Here is a 25,683-nt window from a genome sequence, read left to right on the forward strand (position 1 = left end):
ATCACCACTGCGGCCAATAGTAGGTTTTCTCTCGCCAGCCCTTGCCGTACATACAAGCCTCGATGGTGGCGTTTCGGGCTGACTGATTGCGATCGGTCTGTACCGTTTTGATCGACGGCTCTTTGTCATAGCGATATCCCGATGGACAATCTTTCTTATTCTTCTCGCAAGGGATGTATTTGTTTTCGTAGCTGAACTCTACGTCCCGCACGACGTCTGGCGGGAAGCGATCGTAGCCCCGACTGCGGCATTCGGCATATTCGGCATTTCGGGTGCTCTCAACTGCGCCGGGTCTTTCCCATTGGGTACAGGCAGTCATCATCAATAACGGCAAAACAATCAAACAACGGTAATTCTTCATGGTGTCCCTAACTCTTCCTCTATCCAGGTGATCACTGACTAGGAATCTTCCCAACCAGCGATGCGAAAAAGTGTAATCAACTGACGACACAATTGGAAATGATAATGGTTATTGTTTAGGTGTGATTGAGGCAACGGCACCCTGAAATGCGCCGTCGGCGATAGGGGAGAGGCTTACAAGGGGCAGATCTGACGATGAGAGTGTGTGGGCAGAGCGATTTTATATCTTTTCTCTTTTTGCTGCATGGCCTGGTCATTATCTCAGCGTTATGAGAGGGAAGAACAGTATGCAAGCTAAGTATTTTCTTATCCTGTTTAAATGGAATTTTGAATTAAGATATTTACCCATGGCCAAGTTTTAATGTACGGTATTAATGCTCTATTTTTTTATTTCTGTTTTTTTATTGTGCCTTTATTTTCGGAATTCTTCCATTAAATACTTTTTAGTTACAGGGAATTCATTTGCATTTTAAATTTGGATTTTTTAAATTCAGCTCAGATGAGGGATAACCGTTAGCGACAGGTTCAAAAAAGGAGTTTATTTTGTCTGGGATAAAGAAAACGCCTGAAAGCCATGGCGGTTTGCCTTCACCATCAGGGGATTATGATAATTTTAAGCACCTTTCCGATGTTGGCACCGTGTTGGGATATGGGCGAACTCGCTTTTATCAGTGGTGCCGCGGACGCGGATTTCTAACGCCGATGAATGTTCCTTCGCATGAAATGCTCAGTCTGGGATATATGGTGGCAGTGCTGTCAGAGACCGGTCATACCCGGGTTTACGTCACGCCGGATGGCTTCAGCTACGTCAGTGACGCGTTTGCGGCAGATATCCAACGCGGCATGGTAAAGTTTTAAATTTGTAAAAATCGCCTTTATTTCAAGGTCTTTAATACAGAATCTTCTTATCCGGAAAGACGCGCTGGGCGATGAGTGGGAAGTTATCCGATTTTTTCGTCTTTGCGACATGAAGGCTACTGACAGCAGCTATTCTCTTGTTACGATAAGCATTATTTTTTTCAGGAGCCAAGGATGAAGCATTACGCCGCGTTGTTGTTCGCCTCTGCACTGTTGACGGGATGTGCGACCCAAGCCGTACCACCGCAACAGGCTGAATTACCGCCCCCAAGCCGTCTGATGCTTTATCAGAATATCCCGGATACGCCATACGCCACGGTGGTGGTGGTGCGCGACAGTGGAATGCTGGCGGGTAGCTGCCGCACCGGCGTTTATGTGAATGGGGAGTTCGCCGCTTCGCTGGGCGCGAAAGAAAAAGCGGAGTTTCGCGTGCCGCCGGGCAATACTTCGGTGAGCATCGGGCAAGATATGATAGAGAACTCTCTGTGTATTTGGCGAGATACCAGCGGCAGCGTGCCGATGACGCTGCGCGCCGGTGAAAGCCGCTATCTGCGGATCGCCGGCGATCGGCAGAGAGGCTTCGTTTTGCAGGCAGGGCGGCCGTAACCGCCCTGGCAAGGGCGTTAACGTCCTTGCCACCATCCCCACAGCGTAATTAATAGCCACGCCGCCGCAATCCAGCACAGTACCGCCGCACCCAGCGCTAACGACAGCCGCAGACTGTTAATCAGGAAATACAGCGAAATCAAATACACCAGATAGGGCAACACCGCCCACATGCCGAAAATCAGCGTCGTTTTCAGCGCCGCTATTGAACGTTCGCTGCCGACAACATAATGCGCAATCAAAGCGAAAGTGGGGAAGAGCGGGACTAAACCGGCGATATAATAGTTGCGCGTTTTGGCCAGCAGGCCGATCAGAACCACGACCAGCGCGCCTATCAGCGCTTTGACAAGGATGCCCATAACGGTCTCGGGTGTCGGGGGAAAGCCAACACACTGCCCGAAAGCCTGAGCAGAATCAATGGCGTATTGCGTATTGCGTAGTGCGGGGAAAAACAGACCCGCATGAATCGCGGGTCTGAGCGGCAACGTTTACTGGCGGTAAGCGTGCTTGATTTGCTGAATGCTGTTCTTGAAGATTTCCGCCTGAGTCGGATCTTCAATCTGGGCGATGAAACGTTCCATGTTGATGATGACTTTCCCGGCATCGGCCTGGCCGATCGACTTCAGGATCAGCGTCAGCGTGGCTTTGAGGCAGGCAACCTCGGTCGCCAAGATCTCCGGGTTTGCAGACGTAGTGAAATCAACGTTGCTCATTTTCTCTCCTGATTTTTGAGGCCGTAGCCTGATACAAGCTGCTTTAGCGCACCGCGCGCGGACTATAGGCAAGTTGCCCACGCACGGCGGCGAATTTAACTGGGCGCGGAGTATAGCATAGCATGCGTCAGCCATCTGCACCGGGCTTGCTCTGGCGGCGCTGGTGGGTGAAGTTTGCTCATTGCACGTCCGGGTCATCCATTGTCGGCCAGTTATTTCGAGGCGGTTAACAAGTATTTGCCCGGCTCGTTATTGTTGAACAATCGGGGTTATTATAATTATTAGGGGCGGGTGGCACTGATTTTGCCGGCGTTGGTCGGTAATAATAGTTTTGTACGCCGGCTGTCAGGCTCGCGTTGGCCGCGGCTTTAAATATCAAATGATTACAAACAGCCAACAGCCGTGTTAATATTATTCATGTCGTGATTGCTTACACAGATTTCTCCCTCGCGGCATGATTGTCGCGCTATCCTGTGTCTGACGCAGCGCGACGAAATTATTTTCGTCGCTCGATCTTTTCCGACGTGACGATTTATCGGCGGCATAGACGGCTAAAATTGAAAAATCAGCTATGCTCCGCAAAGTTATTCGGAAGTATGTATTAATCTGTGTTCATTCTTGTCTGAAAAACAAGTAATATCTCTGGCGAAAACAGAGGCTGATTGCGTTACTCCCTTTTTTTGGAGAATTTTCCTTGATTAGCGTTCTTCTTGTTGATGACCACGAACTGGTGCGCGCAGGGATACGACGCATTCTTGAAGATATCAAAGGTATAAAAGTTGTCGGTGAGGCCCAGTGCGGTGAAGACGCCGTAAAATGGTGCCGTGGCAACGCTGTCGATATCGTGCTGATGGACATGAATATGCCGGGCATTGGCGGGCTGGAAGCCACGCGCAAGATTGTGCGTTATGCACCCGACGTCAAAGTCATCATGCTGACTATCCATACCGAAAATCCCTTGCCCGCGAAGGTGATGCAGGCGGGTGCCGCCGGCTACCTGAGCAAGGGCGCCGCGCCGCAGGAAGTGATTAACGCCTTGCGTTCCGTGCATGCGGGGCAGCGCTACATCGCGTCTGACATCGCCCAGCAAATGGCTCTGAGCCAGCTGGAGCCGCAGGCCGAAACGCCGTTCAGCTGCCTGTCTGAGCGCGAGCTGCAGATCATGTTGATGATCACCAAAGGCAAAAAAGTGAATGAGATCTCGGAGCAACTGAGTCTCAGCCCGAAAACGGTGAACAGTTACCGTTACCGTATGTTCAGCAAATTGAATATCAGCGGCGACGTCGAACTGACCCACCTGGCCATCCGACATGGATTGTTCAATGCGGAGACGTTGTTAAGCAGTGAATGACCGTTTTGATGCCAAAGCTTTCCTGAGTACCGTCACCAGCCAACCTGGCGTCTATCGTATGTATGACGCCACTGGCACGGTGATCTACGTCGGTAAAGCCAAAGACCTGAAAAAACGTCTCGCCAGCTATTTTCGGCAGCAGGTCAGCAGCCGTAAAACCGAAACGCTGGTTAAAAATATCGCGCAAATAGACGTAACGGTTACCCATACCGAAACAGAAGCGCTGTTGTTGGAACATAACTACATTAAATTGTACCAACCGCGATATAATGTTCTTTTGCGAGACGATAAATCTTATCCGCTGATTTTTCTCAGCGCCGATACTCATCCCCGTTTAGCGGTGCATCGCGGCGCCAAACACGCCAAGGGCGAATATTTCGGTCCTTTTCCCAATTCTTACGCCGTGCGCGAAACGCTGGCGCTGCTGCAGAAGCTGTTCCCGATCCGCCAGTGCGAAAACAGCGTGTATCGCAACCGTTCGCGCCCGTGTCTGCAGTATCAGATCGGCCGCTGCCTGGGCCCTTGCGTCGCCGGCCTGGTGAGTGAAGAAGAGTACCGGCAACAGGTGGACTACGTGCGGCTGTTTCTTTCGGGCAAAGATCAACAGGTGTTGCACCAGCTGATTGCCCGCATGGAAGAAGCCAGCAAGCTGCTCAATTTCGAAGAGGCGGCGCGCATACGCGATCAAATTCAGGCCGTGCGCCGCGTTACCGAGCGGCAGTTCGTCTCGGGCGACAGTGACGATCTGGATGTCATCGGCGTGGCGTTCGACGCCGGTATGGCATGCCTGCACGTGCTGTTCATCCGTCAGGGCAAGGTGTTGGGCAGCCGCAGCTATTTCCCTAAGGTGCCGGGCGGTACGGATATGAGCGAAGTGGTGCAGACTTTCGTCGGCCAGTTTTACCTGCAGGGCAGCCAGGCGCGCACGCTGCCCGGCGAGATCCTGTTGGATTTCAGCTTGCCGGAAAAGGACCTGCTCGCAGAATCGCTCTCCGAGTTGGCGGGGCGCAAGATCCAAATTCAAAGCAAGCCGCGCGGCGACCGCGCCCGTTATCTGAAGCTGGCCCGCACCAACGCGGCAACGGCGTTGACCACCAAGCTTTCGCAACAGTCGACGATCCATCAGCGGCTGGCGGAATTGGCCAAGGTGCTGAATCTGGCGGAAATCAATCGTATGGAGTGCTTCGATATCAGCCATACCATGGGCGAACAGACCGTGGCTTCGTGCGTGGTGTTCGACGGAAACGGCCCGGTGCGTTCGGAGTATCGGCGCTACAATATTAGCGGCATCACCCCCGGCGATGACTACGCGGCGATGACGCAGGTGCTGAAACGCCGTTACGGCAAAGCGCTGGAAGAGAAAAAAATCCCGGATGTCATTTTCATCGACGGCGGCAAAGGGCAGCTCGGCATGGCGATCGACGTGTTCAACTCGCTGAACGTCACCTGGGACAAGAATAAACCGTTGCTGATCGGCATCGCCAAAGGCGCCGATCGCAAGGCCGGGTTAGAAACGTTGTTCTTCGTGCCGGAAGGCGAAGGGATTTCGTTGCCACCGGATTCGCCGGCGCTGCATGTGATCCAACACATCCGCGATGATTCACATAATCATGCGATTACCGGTCACCGGCAGAGAAGGGCGAAAGTCAGAAATACCAGCGCACTGGAACTGATTGAGGGCGTAGGGCCGAAACGGCGCCAGGTGCTGTTGAAGTATATGGGCGGACTGCAACCTTTGTTGAACGCCAGCGTGGAGGAAATTGCAAAAGTGCCGGGTATTTCACAAGCATTGGCAGAAAAGATCTACAATGCATTGAAACACTGAGGGCAATGTAGCAACATACTCTTAATTTCCACTTTAGCCAGATAGTTACCGTAGCATTATGCAATTGAATATACCGACTTGGCTTACCCTGTTTCGCGTAGTTCTGATCCCATTCTTTGTGCTGGCGTTTTACCTGCCGTTCAGCTGGGCTCCGATGGTTTGCGCCGTTATCTTTGTGTTTGCCGCTGTCACCGACTGGTTTGACGGTTTCCTGGCGCGCCGCTGGAAACAAACGACGCGCTTCGGGGCGTTTTTGGATCCGGTCGCGGACAAAGTGATGGTGGCGGTAGCGCTGGTGCTGGTGGCGGAGCACTACCACAGCTGGTGGATCACGCTGCCGGCGGCCACCATGATCGCCCGCGAAATCATCATTTCGTCGCTGCGCGAGTGGATGGCGGAAATTGGCAAACGCAGCAGCGTGGCGGTGTCCTGGATCGGCAAAGTGAAGACCATGGCGCAGATGATGTCGCTGGTGGGCTTGCTGTGGCGCCCGGATCGCTCTGTGGAATATGTGGCGATCGGCTTGCTGTATATTGCGGCGGTGCTGACTTTCTGGTCGATGTTCCAATATTTGAACGCGGCGCGTAACGATTTGCTGGAACCGTGATCGATACGCTGCAAAAAGCGGCAAACGATCGTGGTGGGCCAACAATTTTATTGACTCATCACGTCAGGTAAGTAGAATGCATCGCATCAGACGACAACGATGAATTGCAAAAGATAGCAAAGAAATCAGTCAGTTCTGGTAATGCGGGAATAGCTCAGTTGGTAGAGCGCAACCTTGCCAAGGTTGAGGTCGCGAGTTCGAGCCTCGTTTCCCGCTCCAAATATTAGCCTGTTGAATCCCCCGTGATTCGGCAGGTAAGGAAAAGGGGCTTCGGCCCCTTTTTCGTTTTCTGCTTCTGCGCCATTCGGCGACACCTTTCTTCATCTTCCCATATCGATTATTGACTCTTCTCACGTATCTTTCCTGTCGTTGTCATACTGTTGGATGCAGCCGTTAAACGGTGCAACAATAATTTGATACGTCCGGCGGTTCGCCATGCAAGAAGAAAATAATGCGGCGTATGACGCCATCTGAGCACTCAGGCACAGCCATGCATCGCTGTCGCCTCGTCAAATCGCTGGGTTATCGGCAAAGTGAAGCGGTAGGTCGGTCTTTTGAAACCGGGCATAGGAGGATGTATGGAATCTGGTGCTTTAAAGCATCTGATAAGAACGGCGGCGGGATGTGCGCTGTTCTTCGGCCTGGTCGCCCCGCCGTTGGGGGGCGTGCTCATGTTTCTGCTGATGGCGTTCGGCAGCGGTGAGTGGGTGGGAATAAGTCTTCTCGATGCCGGCGACTTGCTGGGCATGGCGGGGTTTATCGGCATTTTTTCTTATGCGCTCGGTTTTTTGCCGGCATGTTTGGCGGGGGCTATTGCCGGTATCGCCCATTTAGGCATTCGCCAATTGCGGTGGTTTCTGCTGTTGTGTGCGGTGGTTTCCGCCATTGCTCCCGGTTTGCTGAATGCCGATCAGCGTATTTTTGGCGCGATCGCGGTCTTACCGGGAATGTTCGCCGGGTTTTTATGGTGGCGTCGAAGATTGCGTGATGCCCCGACCGATGAGGTTTTGCACGATAGCCCTTCGCCATAAGCAAGCGAAAAGCCGGGGAGAGCTATTCCTGTCGAGAAAAAGAACCGTTTTGCCCGTGAATTCCTGAGCCGATGCATATAATATCAACATTCCGCTTGCCTTTTCGTTGGCATTGTGAACAGTGCGCCCACAAAATAAGCAGTTGAAAGCGTTAGAGAACTTTTTGCTATTTCGGGGGGTTGCCAAGGTGGGGGGTTTAGTCCATAATGCAGTCCATCGATTCGGCAGTAACGAAATAAATTACTTAAGAATCAGATGATTAGGATAAGCGATTTTATCATCGCAATCCCGAAGAACAAAACGAAGTGGGTGATTCACCGGCTTTGGCCTGAAAAGGCAAAACAGAATAAAGGCGCGTTAACAAAGCGGTTATGTAGCGGATTGCAAATCCGTCCAGTCCGGTTCGACTCCGGAACGCGCCTCCAACTTTCCCGAGCCCGGGTGGTGAAATCGGTAGACACAAGGGATTTAAAATCCCTCGGCTTATGGCTGTGCGGGTTCAAGTCCCGCCCCGGGTACCAGGGAACGAAAATACCGAATAATCAAAGCAATAAGTAGTAATGTCGTAGACCGCCGAGAGGCGGTTTTTTTGTGTCTGAAATTCGCATTACGCCTGCATTTTTTTCCTTTCTTGTCATGCCGCCACCCTGCCTGCAGGGAGCCCCGCAGGGCTCCACACTACAGATCATAAGAAACCGAACGCCGCGGCGAGGATCCAGCCGAAGACGCAGGAGACGCTGACGCCGATCAGGCCGGGCAGAATAAAGCTGTGGTTGATCACGAAGCGGCCGATGCGGGTGGTGCCGGAGCGGTCGAACTGGATTGCCGCCAGATCGCTGGGGTAGGTTGGCAAAATATAGTAGCCATAGCAGGCCGGTGCCGAAGCGACGATATAGGCCGGGTTGACGCCGATTGCCAACGCCACCGGCACCAGTGCCGCCAGCGCGGCGGCCTGCGAGTTGACGAATTTCGACACCAGCAGCAGGATCAGCGCATAGGCCCAGGGATACTCTTTCACCAGCACACCCAGTGTGGCTTCGATCTGCGTCAGGTGCGCGCCGAACATGGTTTCCGCCATCCAGGCGACGCCATACACCGCCACGATGGCGATCATGCCGGAACGAAACACCTCGTTTTTAGAGATAGACGCCGGATTGGTGCGGGTAATGATGACAATCAACGCCCCAGCCATCAGCATACACATCTGGATCACCAGGACCATAGAGAGCGGCTTGCCGCCGAAGCTGGGCCGTAGATCGGAAAACGCCCCCAGCAACGCCACCAGGGCGATGGTGGCGAGGAAAATCCACATGGCGATCCAGTTGCTGCGCGGCAGTACCCGGTCCAGCAGGGTAGCGGCGTCGCCGTAGACGTAGCGATGGTTCTCCGGTACCGAGATGAACTTCTGGAACTCCGGGTCTTTGTCCAGGTCTTTGCCACGGAACCAGCTGAAGATACCGATCGCCAGAATGCCGCACAGAGTCGAAGGGATGGTGATAGACAGCAGATCGAGGAATTCCAGATGGCGGCCATTGAAGGTGTAGCTGCTGAGCATCGCCACCAGTGAAACCACCGCCACCGAAACCGGGCTGGCGATAATGCCCATCTGCGCGCCGATCGAGCTGGCCGCCATCGGCCGTTCCGGGCGGATGTTATTTTTGATCGCCACGTCATAGATGATCGGCAAAATGGTATACACCACGTGCCCGGTACCGCAAAGGATAGTGAGAATGCAGGTGACGAAGGGGGCGATGATCGAGACATAACGCGGGTTTCGCCGTAGCATCCGCTCGGCGATCTGGAGCATGACGTCCAACCCGCCTGAGGCCTGCAGGGTGGCGGAGGCTGCCACCACCGCGATGATCACCAGCATCACGTCTACCGGCGGTTTGCCGGGCTGCAGGTGAAAACCGAACACCAGAATCATCAAACCGATACCGCCCAGCAACCCCAGCGCAATGCCGCCTTTACGCGCCCCATACAGCAGGCATGCCAATATAACCGCTAATTGCAGAAAGAAATCCATGATAGATACGCCTTAATAATGTTGAACTTAACTACGTTCAGTTTCCGGCGGCGTTTACAGCAGAAAGTTGTTTTAAATCTAAAGGCATTAATAAATTGTGGTTATTAACCTTAAAGAGTGATGTCGGTCACATTCAAAGAACATAGAGAGCGGGCGGAAAGCGGTATCAGCACGAAAAAGCAAGCCAAGAGGTCAGACCTCTCCTATATGACGGATTTACCACCAGAGGAGAGAGTTATGGATCCGACAAAAATGACGGGGCTGGCGTTATTACAGGCAGCGATGGCCGGCAAAATTCCACCGGCTTCGATCGCTGAAACGGTGCCCATGAAACCGGCCGCGGTTGAAGAGGGATATATCCGCATCGTGGCGCGGGCCGACGAACGCCATCTTAACCCGCTGGGCGGCGTTCATGGCGGCTTCGCCGCCACGGTTTTGGACTCGGTGACCGGTTGCGCGGTGCACAGTACGCTGGGCGCAGGGACGGGTTATGGCACCGTCGATCTGCAGGTGAAAATGTTGCGCCCGGTGCCGAAGGAGATTGATCTGATCGCCGAGGGGCGTCTGGTCTATGCGTCGAAAAACGTCGCTTTCGCGGAAGGCACGCTCAAAACGGCGGAAGGAAAATTGCTGGCTTCGGCAACCGCCACTTGCTTTATCATTCGCTCTACCGAACAGCCGCCACAATAACCTGCCATTTATCAGGCCCCGGTTCTTCCATCCGGGGCCTGATGCATTTCTCTGTCGGCTGCACCGATCGCCGCGATACGGCCGCAGGCGCGATGCGTCATTGTGGTCTAGTATTCTTGGGTAAAAATTTATCGGGGTGAGTATGCAGCCGTATAAAGAGGTTGAGTTTGATCATGAGCTTTGTCTGGCGATCGGCAGAGCCGTATTGGACGTGGTAGCGCAAGGGGAAGAAACCAGCGCGACGTCGGTGATGAGCGCCATTGAGCGGGCGGTGGAACAGGGGCTGAACGACGACGACACCGCCGTTGCCGACGACGCGCTGGATTTGATGGCTCGTCTTATTCACGGCTGCGGATTTATTAATCTATCGGGTGAAGAGGAGACTTCCCATGCATTGGTTGAATTTCAAGCGCTACAAGAGTGACGTCGCCAAACAGGCCGTGCCGCCGCATCTGAATGCCGCTGAATTTGCGCGGCATTATGCCGATAAGCCGCAGGAGAATACGGAAGAGTATCTTTCGCTCAGCGGGGAGATGTGTTGGGATGCGGTGGTGCTGTGCGCCCACCGTTCCGGCGCGCTCAGTAAGGCGAAATACAAGCAACTGTGGCTGACGGTGTTCGATAAGCAGTACAGACATTTTGTCAGCCCTGACGATACCGAGATCCGCACCATGGCGGATATGCTGCGCGCCCCGCAGGGATGTTTTATCGGGATATTCTCCATGCGCGACGCGGCCTCGCCCCGATTGCTGCATGCCATGATCGGCACCGGCGCGGGATTTGCCGCAGGCAATAAAAATCTTTGCATCGGCGTGGGAGGCGCGGTCGGCTGGGAGAATCTCAATCTGGCGCGCGATCTGCGCTGGCAGCCGGAAGGCGGTTTTCTACGCCAGGGCGACAGTGAAGTGCTGCGTATTTTTTATCGGCCTTTCCCCGCCTGAAACGGTCCGGACGCTTTTTAGGGTAAAAAAACCGCCGTTGGGCGGTTTTTTGCGTCTTATTTGAACCCGCCGCTGCGGATGAAGTCGAGACCGGCGGCGGTGATCCGCGTTTGGTGCGGATCGATATCATAGTTGTTCTCGTCGATGTCGCTCATCACGTAGGCCTGTATCAGCCCCTTGGTTTTGAGATAGGCGAAGGGATCCGCGAAGGCGTGCGGGCTGGTGGCGTCCTGCTTCCACAATTCGTAAGTTTTCTCATCCAGCGTGCCGGGATGATTGGCGGCCAGTCGGGTCAGGATCTGATTGTAGAACACATAGTCGGTCATGATGCGGTCCTCTTTATCGCGAGCGACAGTCTCGGAAAATGACGTAACGTCTATCAATCATAGCCGATGTTTGCTCGCCGCCTGCGTTATCGCGAATCCAGGTTATCCACGCTGGCTTTCGAACCAGTGAAACAGACGCGAAATGGTGAGGCTGAGATCGCCGATGTTGAAGAGCGCGCCGCTGCGGAATGGCGAAGGCCGGCCATCAGGATGACCGGCCGGGTTTCAACAGCCTATCTTGCCGCCAAACGGTCAGGCATAGTGGCGGGCGATATGCTCGGCGGTGGCGATCGTCGTCACATTAGTGGCGACGGAGGGCACGTCGGGGAAAATGGATGCGTCGACAACCCGAAGCCCGTGCACGCCGTGCACGCGGCCCTGAAGATCAACGACCGCCTTCGGGTCGCCGGCATTCCCCATCGGCGCGGAGGAGGTCGGGTGATGATAGGTATCCAACGTCGCCGCCATCGAGGCCAGAATGGCCTCGTCGCTGTCTGCGGCGGGCGCAAGCTCGCTGTGGATAAGCGTAGACAGCGGAGCGGTTTGCCCTATTTTTCGCGCCAGTTTAACCCCCTCCAGCAAGCGAACACGGTCACTCTCTTGCGCCAGGAAGTTAAGGTCAATGTGAGGGGCTGCCATCGGATCGCGGCTTTCCAGCCAGATGCGTCCGGTGGATTGCGGCCGAGTCAGCGCCACCGCCAGGACAAAACCGACGCCGGTGGGGCTTTGGTCATGTGGGAACAGATGCGTCGCGGTAATGTGCAGATCGAGCTCCTCCGGTTCCGCTCGGCTGCTGCGGGTCCACAGCTTGGCGCCGATAACCGGCGATTGGCTGCCGATGACGTCGGGGCGGGCTGCGTAGGCATTGTAATAAAAGGGGTGATCGACCAGGTTTTCACCGACGGGCAAATCGGCGACGACGGGGATCCCCAGACGCTTCGACTGTTGCGCAGGCGCAATGCCGGATCGCATCAAAACGGCGGCGCTGCCGTAGGTTCCGGCGCTCAGGATCACTTCAGCGGCATGGATTTCTTCGCCACTGGCCAGGCGAACGCCGATCGCGCGCTGCCCGTCAAATATCACGCGGTCGACCAGCGTATCGGCACGCAGGATGAGATTGTCTCTGGCGCGCGTTTTCTCATCCAGATAGGCCATGCCGGTGTTAACGCGCACACCGTTGACGATATTCATCGGGTAGGGGCCGACGCCATTCGCTGAAGGGCCGTCAAAATCGTCGATGGCGTCATAGCCGTTGGCGCGCGTGGCGGCGACGAAAGCGCGTTGCATTGGCGTGATGTCATCCAATGTGAGTTGCACGACGGGGAAAGGACCGCTATCGCCATGGATTGCGCGGTCGTGCAGGCCATGACGAGTCTCCAGTTTTTTGAAGGAGGGCAGCAGATCCTGATAGCGCCATCCCGGCAGATCCCAGCGTTTGAAATCTTCCGGGCGGGCGCGGATCGCCACGGCGCCGTTGACGCCTGAACTGCCGCCCAGGACTTTACCGCGGATGGCGCCGATCGCGTGGCTGACATAGCCGGGTTCTGTCCGGTATCCCCATTCGAATTCCGGGTCGCCATTGGCGCCGAGCACGTCGCTGTTCGCGATGAGGCGCGGATAATCGTAGGGCGCGTAACTGTGTCCGGCCTCTATCAGCAGGATCCGGCGCGTTGGGTTTTCGCTGAGGCGAGCCGCCATCACCGCGCCGGCGGAACCGCCGCCGACGATGATCACGTCGAAGGTGGATGGCTCGCTGGCGCGTTGGGCCGGTTGTGTTTGCGCCGCCGACGCGGAACTCGATGCGCAAGCGCTGAGCGTGGCGGCGGCTGAAACGGCCAGCGTTTGGGATATCAGCTGACGGCGTGACAGGTCTTTCATGGCGTAGTCTCCAGAGCGGGCGGAAGGTGTGTTCTGCAGACTAAAACCCGGAGATAAAAGCGACAAGCGGGCGAAATTCGAACCTGCCGTTCGCGTTCTGCGAACCTTTCAGGTTGACGTCAGGAAAGGGGACAGCGCGGTTTCCCAGCTGGGCGTAGGGCCAATGTGCTCGCTCAGAAAGTCCACCAGCGCCTTGATCTTGGGGGATGCCCGTTTTGAACGGCGATAGACGGCGGAAATGTCGCCGCCGTCGGGTGAATAGGCGGCCAGCACAATGCGCAGTTCCCCTGCGCGTATCGCGTCGGCGGCGATAAATGCGGGCAGGATGGCGAGGCCCAAACCAGCTTTCGCCGCCGCCAGCAGGTGAAAAGCATTATCGGTGCGCAGGCGTTTGCCGATACGAAACGATCGGATCTCGCCTTCGATGGGGAGTTGCAGCATGCCGGTCGGCTCGCGGTGAATATACAGCAACCCCTGATGCTGTTGCAGGTGTTGCGGGTGCGTCGGCGTGCCTTGACGCGCAAGATAGGTTGGGCTGGCGCAAATCAAGTGACGGTTGGCGCAGATGCGCTGCGCGATCAGGTCGGAATCCGCCAAGGCGCCGATACGGATGGCGACGTCGAAATTTTCCTGATTCAGATTGGCCAGGCGATCGCTGTACTCCACGTCCAGATTGAGGTTCGGGTATTGTTCCATAAAGGCGGATAACAGCGGCGCCAGATAGCGGATGCTGAACGCCATCGGCGCGGTTAACCGCAATGGGCCCTGCAGTTGGCCGTGCAGTGTTCGCACCGACTCTTCGGCATCGCTCACTTCGCTTAATATGAGAACGGCGCGCTGATAGAACAGATGGCCGGCGTCGGTCAGCCCAAGCGTTTTCCCGCGTTCGAACAGCACAGTCCCAAGGCGCGTCTCCAACTGCTGGATGCGTCTGCTGACCACCGACTTGGTGGTGCCCAAGCGGCGGGCGGCGGCGCTGATGTTGGCGGCCTCGACCACGGCGATATAGGTCGCCATCTCCTGAAACTGATTCATTCATCTCTCCTTCGGCATCCGCCGGGTCAAGTTACCACTCTGTGCACGCCAGGCAAAAAAAACCACCCGGGCGGGTGGTTTTTGCTTGTCAGTGCGAATCAGTCCAGTTTGGGGTGCTGGTCGATCAGGATCTGTTTTTTCTTTTCCAGTTCGGCGATCTGCGCGTTGATGTCCTCGACTTTCTGTTCGATGTTGTCGTAGGTTTCCTGCAGTAGCTCTTTTGCCTCGGAGCGGTCAGAGGCGGCCGGCGTCGCGCCACGTAGCGGCTTGTTGGCGGTTTCTTTCATGTACAGACCGGTGATAAGACCGATCACCGCAACAACCATCAGGTAGTAGGCCGGCATGTACAGGTTGCCGGTCGCTTCCACCAGCCAGGCGGCAACGGTCGGCGTCGCACCGGCGATCAGTACCGAAATGTTGAACGAAATCGCCAGCGCGCTGTAGCGGATGTGCGTCGGGAACATCGCCGGCAGGATGGAGGCCATCACCCCGGTGAAGGAGTTGAGCAGCACCGCCAGCACCAGCAGGCCGACGAAAATCAGGCCGATGACGTTGCTGTTGATCAGAATGAAGCACGGGATCGCCAACGCCAACAGGCCGATGCTGCCGCCGATGATAAACGGCTTACGGCCGATGCGGTCACTGGTCAGGCCGATCACCGGCTGCACGAACAGCATGCCGATCATGATGGCGATGATGATCAGAACGCCGTGATCTTCCGAGTAGTGCAGGTTATGCGACAGGTAGCTCGGCATGTAAGTCAGCAGCATGTAATAGGTCACGTTGGTGGAAATCACGATACCCACGCACACCAGCAAACTTTTCCAGTGTTTGGCCGCGATCTCTTTGAACGAGGTCTTTGGCGGATTCTCGATGGCGTTGCGATCCTCTTTCTCCATCTTGTCCACGTGCTGCTGGAACGCCGGGGTTTCTTCCAGCGCATGGCGCAGGTAGAGACCGATCAGGCCCAGCGGCGCGGCGATGAAGAACGGGATACGCCAGCCCCAGTCGAGGAAGTTGGCTTCGCCGACGATACTGGAGATCAGCACCACTACGCCTGCGCCCATCACAAAGCCGGCGATGGAGCCGAAGTCCAGCCAGCTGCCCATAAAGCCGCGTTTGCGGTCCGGTGAGTATTCGGCGACGAAGATCGCCGCACCGGAATATTCACCGCCGACGGAGAAGCCTTGCGCCAGTTTGGCCAGCAGCAGCAAGATCGGCGCCCAGATGCCGATCGACGCATAGGACGGGATCAGGCCGATACAGAAGGTGCTGACCGCCATGATGATAATGGTGACCGAGAGCACTTTTTGACGGCCGAACTTGTCGCCCATGGCGCCGAAGAACAGACCGCCGAGCGGACGCACCAGGAAGGGGACGGAGAAGGTCGCCAGTGCGGCGATCATTTGCACGCCGGGAGAGGCGCCGGGGAAGAAGACCTGGCCAAGCGCATAGGCGACAAAGCCGTATACGCCGAAGTCGAACCACTCCATTGCGTTGCCGAGGGCCGCGGCGGTAATGGCCTTCTTGAGTTTGCTGTCATCGATGATGGTGATGTCGTTAATGTGCATCGGTTTATGTCGTTTTTTTCTTAACTTCATATAATCATCCCTTAATGAATTATTCGTTGTTCGTGAAAGCGTAATCTCCGTTCACTGTTGTTTTCGAGTTATCAAATCGGCTAATCGAATCGCGGTTCAAGACGATTCATTATCCACATTTAAGTTGGGATGTGGATCACAAAATAGCGTCTCTCATGCCGATGTTATGTCATTTAGGTGACTAATTATTTTGCATCTATAGCTTAACGTTATATCTTGCGGCGATCAAATCCAGCAGTTTAACTTAAGTGTTTGCACCGATTTGGTGCGAGAATGGTCTGATAATTGTGCGATCTGGCGATTTTTCGGCTGATTGATGGTGTTTCCAGTATAGAGAATACGGGAGATAAAACAGGAAAAATTGATGTGTTCGCCGCTAAAAAAACGCCTGGCCAGGTGGCCAGGTCGCTGAGATTACGGCGCCGATGATCCGCCGAATTCGAGATAGATTTTCGCCAGATTCTGGTACTGCGCGAAGCGGTTCTCATCCACCGCCAGTTCCGCCTGACGGCGTTGATCCTGAGCGTTCAGCCAGTCGGTAATGGTGACGGCGCCCTGTCGGTAACGCACCTCGTTCAACCGCTCCGATTTACGCGCCAACGCCAATGAGGCGCGCAACTGCGTCTCCTGCGCCAGCAGCTGCGTGCGCAGTGACAGCGCGTTGTTCACATCGCCCATCGCTTTGTACAGCGCCTGCTTGAAGGCCAGAACTTGCTGTTCATAGTCGTTGCGGGCGATCTTGATCTCCACGCCCATTTGCCGCCACTGCAGGAACGGCAGCGTCAGGCCGGCGCTGAGGCTGCCCGTCGGGTTGCGCAGGAATTCCAGCAGCGCGCTGCTGCTGGCGCCCAGTGAACCGGTCAGGCTGAACGCGGGATAGTATTGCAGACGTTTTTCATCGACGTTGGCCAGGGCGGCGCGCAACCGCAGCTCTTGAGCGCTGAGATCCGGGCGACGGCTCAGGACGCTGGCGGGAATGCCGGTGTTGATCTGCGGCATCGCCGTCGTCGGCAGGCGCGCGGGCGCGATGGTGGCCTGGCCTGATGGCGCGCCCAGCAGCACCGCCTGTTCGTTCAGCGCCTGTTGACGATCGTGTTGTAACGCCACCAGGCTGCGTTCCTGCGTCAGCAAGTTTTGTTCCGCATTCACTACGTCCAGCGCCGAGATGCTGCCGGCCTGATAACGGGCGTTGGCCAGCCGCAGCGTCGTTTTGGCATAGGCGATGCTCGCCTGGCTGACGCTGATTTGTTGATTGAGAAAACCGATGCGCCAGTAGTTGGTGGCGGCGTCGGCCAACAGCTTCAGGCGCGCCGCCTGCAGATCCTGCACGGAAGCCTGGCTGCTCCACTCGGCCGCGTCGCGCTGGCGCGCCAGCTTGCCCCACAGATCGACCTCATAGCTGGTGGTGAGCGACGCGTTGCTGGTTTTATTCCACGCGGAGGACTCGGACAGCGGGCGATTAATGCCGCTGCCTAATGAGGCGCTGACGCCGGGCGCGGTGCTGATGCCGACGCGTTCCGCCTCGAGCCGCGCGCGGTAAACGCGCAGCACGGCGGCGGCCAGATCGTTATTGCTCGCCATCACCTGTTGCAGCCAACGATCGAGCTCGGGATCGTGGAAATCGCGCCAGTCGAACGGCGTCGGCGCGGCGTTGTCGGCAGCGTATTGCCACCCCGCAGGATAGTTGACCTGCGGCGCCCGGTAGTCGCTTTTCAGGGCATTGCCGCAGCCGGCGGTGAGCAGGGCGGCGAGGCTTAACGCCAGGGGAGATAAAATTTTCATGGGTTACTCGCTGGCCAATGAAACGACCGGATCCATCCTTGCCGCTTTGCGGGCGGGGAGATAACCGAAGATCATGCCGATTAAGGTTGAACAGAAAAATGCCGTGGCGGCGGCTTGCCAGGAATAGATGGCGGTGAACATGCCGCCCGCCAGCGAGGTGAACAGCGACCCGGCGGCGAACGACAGCGCGATGCCCAAAGCGCCGCCGATCAGACAGACCAGCACCGCCTCTATCATGAACTGTTGCATGATGTCGCTGCGCCGCGCGCCGACCGCCATGCGCACGCCGATTTCGTGGGTGCGTTCGGTCACCGAGACCAGCATGATGTTCATCACGCCCAGGCTGCCGATCACCAGCGCGATGGACGCCACCATCAGGATCAGCAGGCTGAAAGTCATTGACGTGCGTTCGATGGACTTTCGGATTTTATCGAAGTTGTACAAACGGAAATCTTTTACGCCATGGCGTTGGGTCAACAGCTGTGTGATAGCGGTGACGGCCGATTCGCTGGCGACATTGTCCTTTAGACGAACGGTGATGCCGCTGAGCGTCGGTTTGCCTACCATGCGATACATCACCGTGCTGTAGGGCATCCAAACAGTGATGCGATTGGGCGCGTAGTTGCGATTGCTTTTCGCCACACCGATCACCCGGGCCGGCACCGAGCCGAGAAACACGATTTGGCCGAGCGGCTCGACGCCGAAATCGCCGAACAGCGCCTGGCGCGCATTGTCGTCGATGATCACTTCCTGCAGCGCATTACGATCGTCGCGGAAAGTCACGCCTTGTAACAGCTCGACGCCGTTAACGCGGAAATAGTCGCGCCCGACGCCGGTGATCGAGGCGGTGGCGGATTTGCTGCGAAAACGGATGCTGTCGGAAGCGTCTACTTCCGGGCTGACGCTGTCGACGAAGCTTTGCTGCGCCAGCGCGTCGGCATCGGCCGGCACCAGGGTGCGGATGCTGTCGATGGCGTCGTCGAAGAAATCGCGGCCCGGATAGATGCTTACCACGTTAGTGCCGAGATCTTTGAGGTTTTCCAGCGTGCGCTGTTTGGCGCCTTCGCCCAGCGCCACTACCGTGACCACGGCGGCGATGCCGAAGATGATGCCGGTCATGGTCAGCGCGGTGCGCAGACGATGAGCGTTCATCGCTTTCAGCGCCATGTGCAGCGATTCGCGGGTACGGTCGATCAGGCGTTGCCAGCCGCTTTGCCGGCTGCGGTTCGGCGGCGGCAACGATGGGCCGGACGCCGACTTGCGGCCGCTGTCAGCGATGATCTTGCCGTCTTGCAGTTCGATGACGCGCTGCGCATGTTGCGCCACTTTCATATCGTGGGTGACGATCACCACGGTATGGCCGCGCTGATTCAGTTCGCTCAGGATCGCCAGCACTTCCTGGCCGGATTGGGTGTCCAGCGCGCCGGTCGGTTCGTCCGCCAGGATGATCTCACCGCCGTTGATCAGGGAGCGGGCGATGCTGACGCGCTGCTGTTGGCCGCCGGAAAGCTGGCCGGGTTTGTGGTCTTCGCGTCCCTCAAGCCCCAACCGCGCCAGCAATTGCGCCGCCCGCTGCCGACGCTGATCGCGCCGGGCATTGGCGTAGATGGCCGGGATTTCGACGTTGCCCAGCGCGCTGAGATCGGGCATCAGGTGATAGCGCTGGAAGATAAAACCGATATGTTCGCGGCGCAGGCGGGCCAATTCGTCCGGCGACAGGTGGGCGGCGTTCTGGCCGCTGATGTAGTAATCGCCGCGATCCGGCACGTCGAGGCAGCCCATGATGTTCATCAGCGTCGATTTGCCGGAGCCGGAGGCGCCGATGATCGCCACCAGCTCGCCGGCGGCGATGGTCAGATCGATGTCTTTCAACACCGTTAACGCTTGACCGCCGTTGGTGTACGTTCGGCTGATGCCTTTTAGTTCGATGATCGCGTTCACAGGAAGATGCCATCCTCAGCCGATTTGGCGGCGGGCTGCGACAGCACCACGGTTTCACCGGCTTTCAGGCCGCTGAGGATCTGAATGTCGACATTGTTGGTGATGCCGGTGGTCACTTTGCGCGTTTCCAACCGCTGGTCCTGGGTCAGCACCTGCACCTGCGGCTCTTTGCCATCGATTTTATGCACCGCCTGGATCGGCACCAGCAGGGTGTTCTTCGCGTCGCCGAGCAGCAAGGACACCTGCGCGGTCATGGCGATGCGCAGGCGGTTTTCCGGGTTTGGCACGTCCAGCAGCGCGTTGTAATAGACCGAGGCGTTCGAGGTGCCGGAGCCGGAAGCGGAGCTGGTGCCGGCGAGCGAGTCGTCTTTCATCACCGATTCCGGTGCCAGCTCGATGGTGCGCAGCGTGGCGTCGTAGCGCTTATCCGGATCGGAGAAAATAGTGAAGTAAGCCTTTTGTCCCGGCGAAATGCGGGTGATGTCGGCTTCGGAGATCTGCGCCTTGATAGTCATCATATCCAGCCGCGCCAGCTTGACGATGGTCGGCGCACTTTGGCTGGAGTTGACCGTTTGTCCCTGCTGCGTGACCACGGCGATAACAATGCCGTCCATCGGCGCAACCACGCGGGTATAGCCCAGATCGATTTTTTTCTTCTCGACTTCGATCTGCGATTGCACCAACTGCGCATTGAGCGCCTGCAGATCGGCGCGAGTGGTGGCGAGCGAGGCTTCGGCGGTCTCGAAGTCTTCCCGCGAACTGGCTTCGTCGTTCAGCATGCGACGCTGGCGTTTAAAACGCGACTCCGCCTGTTTCAGCAAGGCCTGTTTGGCTAACATATTGGCTTTGACTACGTTCAGCGCCGCCTCGGCGTTGCGCAGATCGTTGCGCTGTTGCAGATCGTCGATGTCGGCGATCGGTTGCCCTTTGGTGACGCGATCGCCCAGCTTGACCTTCAGCGATTTGACTTCGCCGGAGACGCGGGCGCCGACGTTGACGCGTTCGATGGCATCCAGCCGCCCGGTGGCCAGCACGGCGTTTTCGATATCGCCCAGGCGGGCCGGCGCGGTAACGTAATCCTGCTGCGGCGGGCGTTGCCAAAAGATGGCCAGCGCGACGGCGACGGCGATGAAAACGATGGCGGCGATCAACGCCAGACGGCGGGAGGGGAGTTTCAGTGATGACATACCCAGGTTTTCCATAACGATAAAAGCGGCGGTTCCAGTCTGCCATCATGGCAGCGCCAGCTTGAACTGGCGCTAAACGTGAGGCACTTTCCCGCTGGAAAGGGGATAGTAAAGGCTTTCCCGTTAAAGATCACGGTGAGTTATTATCCGCCGGGTGTGCAACCGGCTGCGTTGGGCGTTATACTGGGTAAAAAACCAGTATTCATTCATCAGTAGGATAATGCCACCGCCATGATGCCAAACCGCCTCGAGCCAGAACTCGACATTTATCAATACCCGGAGCACCTGCGCGCCTGCCTGGCGCCGTTGCCTAAAGGGCCGGGCGTGTATGTGTTTCACGGTCAAAGCGAGAGCCTGCCGCTTTACATCGGTAAAAGCGTCAATATACGCAGTCGGGTGATGGCGCACTTCCGCGCGCAGGACGAGGCTAAAATGCTGCGCCAAACCCGACGCATCAGCTTTATCGAGACCGCCGGTGAGTTGGGCGCATTGCTGCTGGAGGCGCAGTTGATCAAACAACAACAGCCGCTGTTCAACAAACGTCTGCGGCGCTCGAAACAGCTGTGCGCGCTGCGCTTGCAGGCTGATGCGGTGACGATTGCTCACGCCAAAGAGATCGACTTCGCCGTCACGCCCCATCTCTACGGGCTGTTTGCCAATCGCCACGCCGCGCTGGAAAAGCTGCGCGCCATCGCCGACGAGCATCGTTTATGTTACGGCAAGCTGGGGATCGACAAGCTGCCGGCGGGGCGAGCCTGTTTCCGCTACAGCCTGCGCAAGTGCGCGGGCGTCTGCTGTGGCGTGGAGTCGGCGCAGGAGCATGCGCTGCGGCTCAGCGCGGCGCTTGAGCAGCTGCGTATCACCTGTTGGCCGTTCGCCGGGCGCGTGGCGCTGGAGGAGCAGGGCGAGACGCTGCGTCAGTACCATGTGATCCACAATTGGTTTTATCTGGGCTCGGTCGGCAATCTGGCGCAGGCGGAGCGGCTACAGAGCGCGGCCAGCCATTTCGACAGCGATGGCTACAAGATTTTGTGCAAGCCGCTTATCGCCGGCGATTACCCGATTATTGAGCTGCTATAAGGCCATAACGCTGGCGATAACCTAAGACTTATCCGTAAAATCAGGGCATTATGCTAAAAAAGCTTGAGTCCATAATGTTGTTATGGATAATAACGCCCCGAAGCGAAGGAACGCGCTATTAACTCAGTTGGCAGAGTGATTGGTTTTATAATGGCTTGTTTTGGCTTGAAAATTGATAGACGCGGGTTCGAGTCCTGCATAGCGCGCCAGCTTTCTTTCACTTCATCTCATCGCGCTTACCGTAAAGCGCACCCGGGTTGATTGCACTATCGGCTCCTCGTTGGGATTTTCGGGTGTGCTTTACCGTAACCGCTGGCTTTCCTTCCTCTTTCTCTCTCGATCCTTTGCTAAACTGTAATCAGGCAGGCTTGCTGCCCGGCAACAGGAGGTCGATATGTCCCACTCCGAGCAACTGCAGGAACTCGTGCAACGCGTCGCCGCCCTCGAGGCGAGAGAGAAGGCGCTGACCGCCGCGTCCAACGCTTACCAGGCGATTATCACCACCATGTTGGGCAATATGGAGAAGACTGAACGTGATCGCATCATCGCGATGATCGATCAGGCCCATGAAATCGCCTACGCCCGCGCCATTCAACGCAGCAACGAACCGCAAAAGCAGAAAATCAAACAGGCCGACGACGTAGCCCAGCGCATGTTCATGTTTGCGCAAGGCAAAGCCGCTCAACCGCGCTGAAGCCGAACTATAACAGTTGCCGCCATTAAGTTGGTTAACTGATCTACCCTGCAAAACTGTACTTGTGTTACTTTTAGCGGTGAGATTTGATGGCAATGCTGTTTCCAGCATAAGGTTGTAACGATGGACGCGATTAAAAGCATCTTGGTTAAAGAGATTGAACAGATCAATCGGCGCGAAGGGCGCGACGGCAAGCCGCGCTTCAACAGCGAATTCGCCCGCACTCACCGCTATTTGTGCCTTGCCATGTTCGCCGGTTACTTCGCGGTGATCGCCGTGATGTATCAGGTGCCGTACATGGGGATGTATGCCTTCCTCGGCTTCACCGCCTTTGTGCTGTTCATGTTCGCCATGCTGCTGATAGAGATCCGGCCGGTCTACCGCTTTGAAGACATCGGGGTGCTGGATCTGCGAGTGTGCTATAACGGCGAGTGGTACTTCACCCGCGCGCTGTCGCCTTATGCGGTGCAGCAACTGCTGGATGAGCCGTCCATCGGTGCCGCGTTGAAACAGAAGATGCGGGTGATCATCGGCAACAAGGGCGAAATCGACTTCTACGACGTGTACGACATGGCCTACGGAAAAAAGCCGCAGGATGAGCCATCGCAGCTGGCGGCGGCAAACTGAAAGGTTTCCGGCCGGCGGCTTGTCGATTATACTCAGCGTTTGAACGCGAAGCAGAATGAGGACCAAGCGATGAGTGATGATATTTTCGATTTTGATATCGATGCCGAACTGGCGAAAGCCGAAGAAAAAGCGGCGCAGAAGGTAAAAGAGGTCCCTGAATTCCTCGAAGACGAAGCGGACTGCGAAGGTTGCAAGATCTGATCGCCTGACCCATAAAAAAACCGCCGCGGCGGTTTTTTTTATCTCTGAGCGTCCTCGGTATCAGTCCAGCATGAATCCCCAGATGAGGAACGCCGCCACCAGAATCAGGCAAAGCGCGGACACCGTCACCAGTATTTTCCCCAGAATGTCTTTTTCTTGTTCCCGCTGCGTCACGTTGAAATTATCCAATTAAAAGTCTATGGACCAAACCGGCGATGCTGAGATCGAGCGCCGCTACGCCCAGCGCCATGACCATCATCACCGAAAGAAATCGAGTCTTGCCGTTCACATCCCTAATCCCCGTTGGCGCCGCTGTTAAATTGTTTTTATATCAAACGGATATAATTCAGCGACGCCGTACTTCATGCATCATGATAGTGATTAAGAACGTTCTTAAGGCCAGAAGTTCCCTCATCTGATATCGCGGCCGCGTTAGTCGGTCACGATCCTGACGCCTATCTTGCTGACCTGATTGCCCTCCATTTCGGCAATGGTCCAGGTCAGGCCGTCCCACTCCACCTGGTCGCCGATCACCGGTTCACCGCCGATCAGCTGAATGACGAACTGCCCCAGCGTCTGTTGCTCGTCGACATCGTCTTGCAGATTGAGGCCATAAACCTGCGAGATGTCGCTTAAACGGGCGTCGGATTGCAGGATAAAGTCGCCGAAGAAGCGTTCGTCGAGCGTCACGGCCGGCGCTTGGCTAAACAGTTTGCCGAGGATCGGCAGATCGTGCTCATGGCCGATAACGCACAGGATATCGTTCTCGCGCAGCCGGGTACTGCCGCTAGGGTGCAGCAGCTCTTTGCCGCGGAACAGGGCGGCGATGCGGGTATTGGGCGGCATTTTCAGCTCGCGCAGCGCGGCACCGACGCACCAGTTTTCCGCCGAAAGCTGATACACAAACTGTTCCCACTGGTTTTCCGGGTGCACGTCCAGCCCAACGCGGGAGATCGGCGTCAGCGCCGGCGGCACGATCACCTTGGCCTTTTTGGCGGCGAACGACAGCGTGGTGCCTTGCAGCAGCAGGGAGACCAGCACCACGAAGAACGCCACGTTAAAGAACAGCTGGGCGTTGGGCAGCCCGGCCATCATCGGGAACACCGCCAGGATCACCGGTACCGCGCCGCGCAGGCCAACCCAGGAAATAAAGCCGCGTTCGCGCAGGGTAAAGCTGCGGAACGGCAGCAGGCCGATAAACACCGACAGCGGGCGTGCGAACAGGATCATCCACAGCGACAGCAGTAGGGCAGGGATGGCGATCGGCAACAGCTCATGCGGATTGAGCAGCAGGCCGAGCACCAGGAACATGCCGATCTGGCTGAGCCATGCCAGGCCATCGAAGGTTTGCACGATGCCGTGACGGTTGCGAATTGGACGGTTGCCCAGCAGCAGGCCGCACAGGTACACCGCCAGAATGCCGCTGCCGTCCAGCGCGGTGGTCAGCGCGAAAATAAGAATGCCGCCGCTCACCGCCAGCAGCGGGTAGAGGCCGTCCGCCAGCTTGATGTGGTTAATCAGCGTCAGCAGCAGCCAGCCGCCGCCGAGACCGAAGACGATGCCCATGCCGAACTGCTGCATCAGATGCAGCGGGAAGGTCCAGCTCAGCGCGGTTTCACCGGCGGCGATCATCGCAATCAGCGTGATGGTGAGAAATACCGCCATAGGATCGTTGCTGCCGGACTCGATCTCCAGCGTGGCGCTGACGCGTTCGTTCAGGCCTTTGCCGCCCAGCAGCGAAAATACCGCGGCGGCGTCGGTAGAACCGATGATGGCGCCGATCAGCAACCCCTGCAACAGATCGAGATTGAACAGCCAGGCGGCGGCCATGCCGGTCAGCCCGGCGGTGATCACCACGCCGACGGTGGCGAGAGACAGTGCCGGCCACAGGGCCACGCGGAACGAGCTGACCCGGGTGCGCATGCCGCCGTCGAGCAGGATCACCGCCAACGCGAGGTTGCTGACCAGATAAGCGACCGGGTAATTGCTGAAGACGATGCCGCCGGGGCCGTCAACGCCGGCCAGCATGCCGATCGCCAGGAAGATCACCAGGATCGGAATGCCGAGCCGGGAAGAAAATGAGCTGAGCAGAATGCTTGCCCCCACCAGCACGGCACCGATGACGAACAAGCTGTTAATGGTGCTGGCATCCAAAATATCGTTCTCCTGAGGCTGGGGGATAGGGGGCACTGCGCGTGTTTCGATGATAACGTGTTTAGTGGGTAAAACGCCAAGGCTGATTGCGAAAACAATCGATCAATTATTACCCTTTGGTGCGATTAAACTAAGAAAGTGAGGGGAAGGGGTGAAGTTCTGCCTTTTA

General features: G+C 56.8%; 26 protein-coding genes and 4 tRNA genes. 17 read left to right on the forward strand and 13 right to left on the reverse strand.

Annotated elements, in window-relative coordinates; all coding sequences use genetic code 11:
- Nucleotide 1: 1 nt before the first annotated feature.
- Complete coding sequence (locus CPH57_RS05695) at nucleotides 2-361, reverse strand: hypothetical protein (RefSeq protein WP_033642634.1); 360 nt, start codon at nucleotides 359-361, stop codon at nucleotides 2-4.
- Nucleotides 362-903: 542 nt separating this feature from the next.
- Here CPH57_RS05695 and CPH57_RS24285 point away from each other — a divergent pair.
- Nucleotides 904-1,218: a hypothetical protein gene (locus CPH57_RS24285; protein ID WP_033642635.1), complete on the forward strand. Its 315-nt coding sequence runs from the start codon at nucleotides 904-906 to the stop codon at nucleotides 1,216-1,218.
- 174 nt (nucleotides 1,219-1,392) lie between these two features.
- Nucleotides 1,393-1,824: a hypothetical protein gene (locus tag CPH57_RS05700; protein ID WP_033642636.1), complete on the forward strand. Its 432-nt coding sequence runs from the start codon at nucleotides 1,393-1,395 to the stop codon at nucleotides 1,822-1,824.
- Between the two features lie 17 nt (nucleotides 1,825-1,841).
- Here the strand turns inward: CPH57_RS05700 and CPH57_RS05705 are convergent, their stop codons facing one another.
- Together CPH57_RS05705 and CPH57_RS05710 are read right to left on the reverse strand one after the other, a co-directional pair.
- Nucleotides 1,842-2,183 carry a GlpM family protein gene (locus CPH57_RS05705; RefSeq protein WP_025302360.1) on the reverse strand — a complete coding sequence of 114 codons (342 nt, stop codon included), beginning with the start codon at nucleotides 2,181-2,183 and terminating at the stop codon, nucleotides 1,842-1,844.
- A gap of 129 nt (nucleotides 2,184-2,312) precedes the next feature.
- Nucleotides 2,313-2,537: a DUF2594 family protein gene (locus tag CPH57_RS05710; RefSeq protein ID WP_004927950.1), complete on the reverse strand. Its 225-nt coding sequence runs from the start codon at nucleotides 2,535-2,537 to the stop codon at nucleotides 2,313-2,315.
- Between the two features lie 694 nt (nucleotides 2,538-3,231).
- Here CPH57_RS05710 and uvrY point away from each other — a divergent pair.
- The 7 genes from uvrY (at nucleotide 3,232) to CPH57_RS05745 (ending at nucleotide 7,872) form a co-directional block, all read left to right on the forward strand.
- Entirely contained in the window at nucleotides 3,232-3,888 is a 657-nt protein-coding gene (uvrY, locus tag CPH57_RS05715; protein WP_004927947.1) for a UvrY/SirA/GacA family response regulator transcription factor, read from the forward strand.
- Nucleotides 3,881-5,713, forward strand: a complete 1,833-nt coding sequence (gene uvrC, locus CPH57_RS05720) for an excinuclease ABC subunit UvrC (protein WP_071845073.1) — start codon at nucleotides 3,881-3,883, stop codon at nucleotides 5,711-5,713. The genes uvrY and uvrC overlap by 8 nt, the downstream gene beginning before the upstream one ends.
- A 58-nt stretch (nucleotides 5,714-5,771) precedes the next feature.
- Nucleotides 5,772-6,320, forward strand: coding sequence for a CDP-diacylglycerol--glycerol-3-phosphate 3-phosphatidyltransferase (gene pgsA / locus CPH57_RS05725; protein WP_033642639.1), 549 nt, complete (start codon nucleotides 5,772-5,774; stop codon nucleotides 6,318-6,320).
- A 143-nt stretch (nucleotides 6,321-6,463) separates the two neighbouring features.
- Nucleotides 6,464-6,539, forward strand: a tRNA-Gly gene (locus CPH57_RS05730).
- Between the two features lie 359 nt (nucleotides 6,540-6,898).
- On the forward strand, nucleotides 6,899-7,351 hold the full coding sequence (locus CPH57_RS05735; RefSeq protein ID WP_089196872.1) for a hypothetical protein: 453 nt from the start codon (nucleotides 6,899-6,901) through the stop codon (nucleotides 7,349-7,351).
- A gap of 351 nt (nucleotides 7,352-7,702) precedes the next feature.
- Nucleotides 7,703-7,776, forward strand: a tRNA-Cys gene (locus CPH57_RS05740).
- Between the two features lie 10 nt (nucleotides 7,777-7,786).
- Nucleotides 7,787-7,872: transfer RNA gene (locus tag CPH57_RS05745), tRNA-Leu, on the forward strand.
- Between the two features lie 164 nt (nucleotides 7,873-8,036).
- Here the strand turns inward: CPH57_RS05745 and CPH57_RS05750 are convergent.
- Nucleotides 8,037-9,377 carry an anaerobic C4-dicarboxylate transporter gene (locus tag CPH57_RS05750; protein ID WP_069100852.1) on the reverse strand — a complete coding sequence of 447 codons (1,341 nt, stop codon included), beginning with the start codon at nucleotides 9,375-9,377 and terminating at the stop codon, nucleotides 8,037-8,039.
- A gap of 237 nt (nucleotides 9,378-9,614) precedes the next feature.
- Between CPH57_RS05750 and CPH57_RS05755 the strand changes: the two genes are divergently transcribed.
- The 3 genes from CPH57_RS05755 to CPH57_RS05765 all read left to right on the forward strand — a co-directional run bounded on the left by CPH57_RS05755 (nucleotide 9,615) and on the right by CPH57_RS05765 (nucleotide 11,008).
- On the forward strand, nucleotides 9,615-10,067 hold the full coding sequence (locus tag CPH57_RS05755) for a PaaI family thioesterase (RefSeq protein ID WP_033642642.1): 453 nt from the start codon (nucleotides 9,615-9,617) through the stop codon (nucleotides 10,065-10,067).
- Nucleotides 10,068-10,209: 142 nt separating this feature from the next.
- The gene (locus CPH57_RS05760) at nucleotides 10,210-10,491 is read left to right on the forward strand and encodes a hypothetical protein (protein WP_033642643.1); all 282 of its coding nucleotides are present in this window, start codon (nucleotides 10,210-10,212) and stop codon (nucleotides 10,489-10,491) included.
- Nucleotides 10,457-11,008 (forward strand): hypothetical protein, encoded by a 552-nt coding sequence (locus CPH57_RS05765; protein WP_060659680.1) that lies wholly within the window; start codon nucleotides 10,457-10,459, stop codon nucleotides 11,006-11,008. Before CPH57_RS05760 ends, CPH57_RS05765 begins: the two co-directional genes overlap by 35 nt.
- Nucleotides 11,009-11,064: 56 nt before the next feature.
- Here CPH57_RS05765 and CPH57_RS05770 read toward each other — a convergent pair whose 3' ends face one another.
- The 7 genes from CPH57_RS05770 to CPH57_RS05800 all read right to left on the reverse strand — a co-directional run bounded on the left by CPH57_RS05770 (nucleotide 11,065) and on the right by CPH57_RS05800 (nucleotide 20,773).
- Nucleotides 11,065-11,334 (reverse strand): hypothetical protein, encoded by a 270-nt coding sequence (locus CPH57_RS05770; protein WP_033642645.1) that lies wholly within the window; start codon nucleotides 11,332-11,334, stop codon nucleotides 11,065-11,067.
- Nucleotides 11,335-11,586: 252 nt separating this feature from the next.
- The gene (locus CPH57_RS05775) at nucleotides 11,587-13,212 is read right to left on the reverse strand and encodes a GMC family oxidoreductase (RefSeq protein ID WP_096242123.1); all 1,626 of its coding nucleotides are present in this window, start codon (nucleotides 13,210-13,212) and stop codon (nucleotides 11,587-11,589) included.
- 108 nt (nucleotides 13,213-13,320) lie between these two features.
- Nucleotides 13,321-14,247, reverse strand: a complete 927-nt coding sequence (locus tag CPH57_RS05780) for a LysR family transcriptional regulator (protein WP_089196913.1) — start codon at nucleotides 14,245-14,247, stop codon at nucleotides 13,321-13,323.
- Between the two features lie 98 nt (nucleotides 14,248-14,345).
- Nucleotides 14,346-15,848 (reverse strand): glycine betaine/L-proline transporter ProP, encoded by a 1,503-nt coding sequence (gene proP, locus CPH57_RS05785; protein WP_025302375.1) that lies wholly within the window; start codon nucleotides 15,846-15,848, stop codon nucleotides 14,346-14,348.
- 414 nt (nucleotides 15,849-16,262) lie between these two features.
- Entirely contained in the window at nucleotides 16,263-17,630 is a 1,368-nt protein-coding gene (locus CPH57_RS05790) for a TolC family protein (protein WP_096242124.1), read from the reverse strand.
- Between the two features lie 3 nt (nucleotides 17,631-17,633).
- Entirely contained in the window at nucleotides 17,634-19,571 is a 1,938-nt protein-coding gene (locus tag CPH57_RS05795) for a MacB family efflux pump subunit (RefSeq protein ID WP_033642649.1), read from the reverse strand.
- Nucleotides 19,568-20,773: an efflux RND transporter periplasmic adaptor subunit gene (locus CPH57_RS05800; RefSeq protein ID WP_096242125.1), complete on the reverse strand. Its 1,206-nt coding sequence runs from the start codon at nucleotides 20,771-20,773 to the stop codon at nucleotides 19,568-19,570. Before CPH57_RS05800 ends, CPH57_RS05795 begins: the two co-directional genes overlap by 4 nt.
- A 216-nt stretch (nucleotides 20,774-20,989) precedes the next feature.
- Between CPH57_RS05800 and cho the strand changes: the two genes are divergently transcribed.
- The 5 genes from cho to CPH57_RS24765 all read left to right on the forward strand — a co-directional run bounded on the left by cho (nucleotide 20,990) and on the right by CPH57_RS24765 (nucleotide 23,360).
- Nucleotides 20,990-21,838: an excinuclease Cho gene (cho, locus tag CPH57_RS05805; RefSeq protein ID WP_096242126.1), complete on the forward strand. Its 849-nt coding sequence runs from the start codon at nucleotides 20,990-20,992 to the stop codon at nucleotides 21,836-21,838.
- A gap of 112 nt (nucleotides 21,839-21,950) precedes the next feature.
- Nucleotides 21,951-22,047: transfer RNA gene (locus CPH57_RS05810), tRNA-OTHER, on the forward strand.
- A gap of 185 nt (nucleotides 22,048-22,232) precedes the next feature.
- On the forward strand, nucleotides 22,233-22,532 hold the full coding sequence (locus CPH57_RS05815; protein ID WP_096242127.1) for a sigma-S stabilization anti-adapter protein IraP: 300 nt from the start codon (nucleotides 22,233-22,235) through the stop codon (nucleotides 22,530-22,532).
- 123 nt (nucleotides 22,533-22,655) lie between these two features.
- A complete protein-coding gene (locus tag CPH57_RS05820; RefSeq protein WP_047026308.1) occupies nucleotides 22,656-23,159 on the forward strand; it encodes a YlaC family protein in 504 nt (167 codons plus the stop codon).
- A 69-nt stretch (nucleotides 23,160-23,228) separates the two neighbouring features.
- A complete protein-coding gene (locus CPH57_RS24765) occupies nucleotides 23,229-23,360 on the forward strand; it encodes a hypothetical protein (RefSeq protein ID WP_015377413.1) in 132 nt (43 codons plus the stop codon).
- Between the two features lie 60 nt (nucleotides 23,361-23,420).
- On the opposite strand, the gene CPH57_RS24770 is transcribed toward CPH57_RS24765, so the two are convergent.
- Together CPH57_RS24770 and CPH57_RS05825 are read right to left on the reverse strand one after the other, a co-directional pair.
- Nucleotides 23,421-23,549 (reverse strand): hypothetical protein, encoded by a 129-nt coding sequence (locus CPH57_RS24770; RefSeq protein ID WP_033642652.1) that lies wholly within the window; start codon nucleotides 23,547-23,549, stop codon nucleotides 23,421-23,423.
- A 243-nt stretch (nucleotides 23,550-23,792) separates the two neighbouring features.
- A complete protein-coding gene (locus tag CPH57_RS05825; protein ID WP_004927894.1) occupies nucleotides 23,793-25,514 on the reverse strand; it encodes a potassium/proton antiporter in 1,722 nt (573 codons plus the stop codon).
- Between the last annotated feature and the right edge of the window lie 169 nt (nucleotides 25,515-25,683).

The organism is Serratia sp. JKS000199 (assembly GCF_900215455.1).
GTDB classification, from domain to species: Bacteria; Pseudomonadota; Gammaproteobacteria; order Enterobacterales; family Enterobacteriaceae; genus Serratia; species Serratia ureilytica.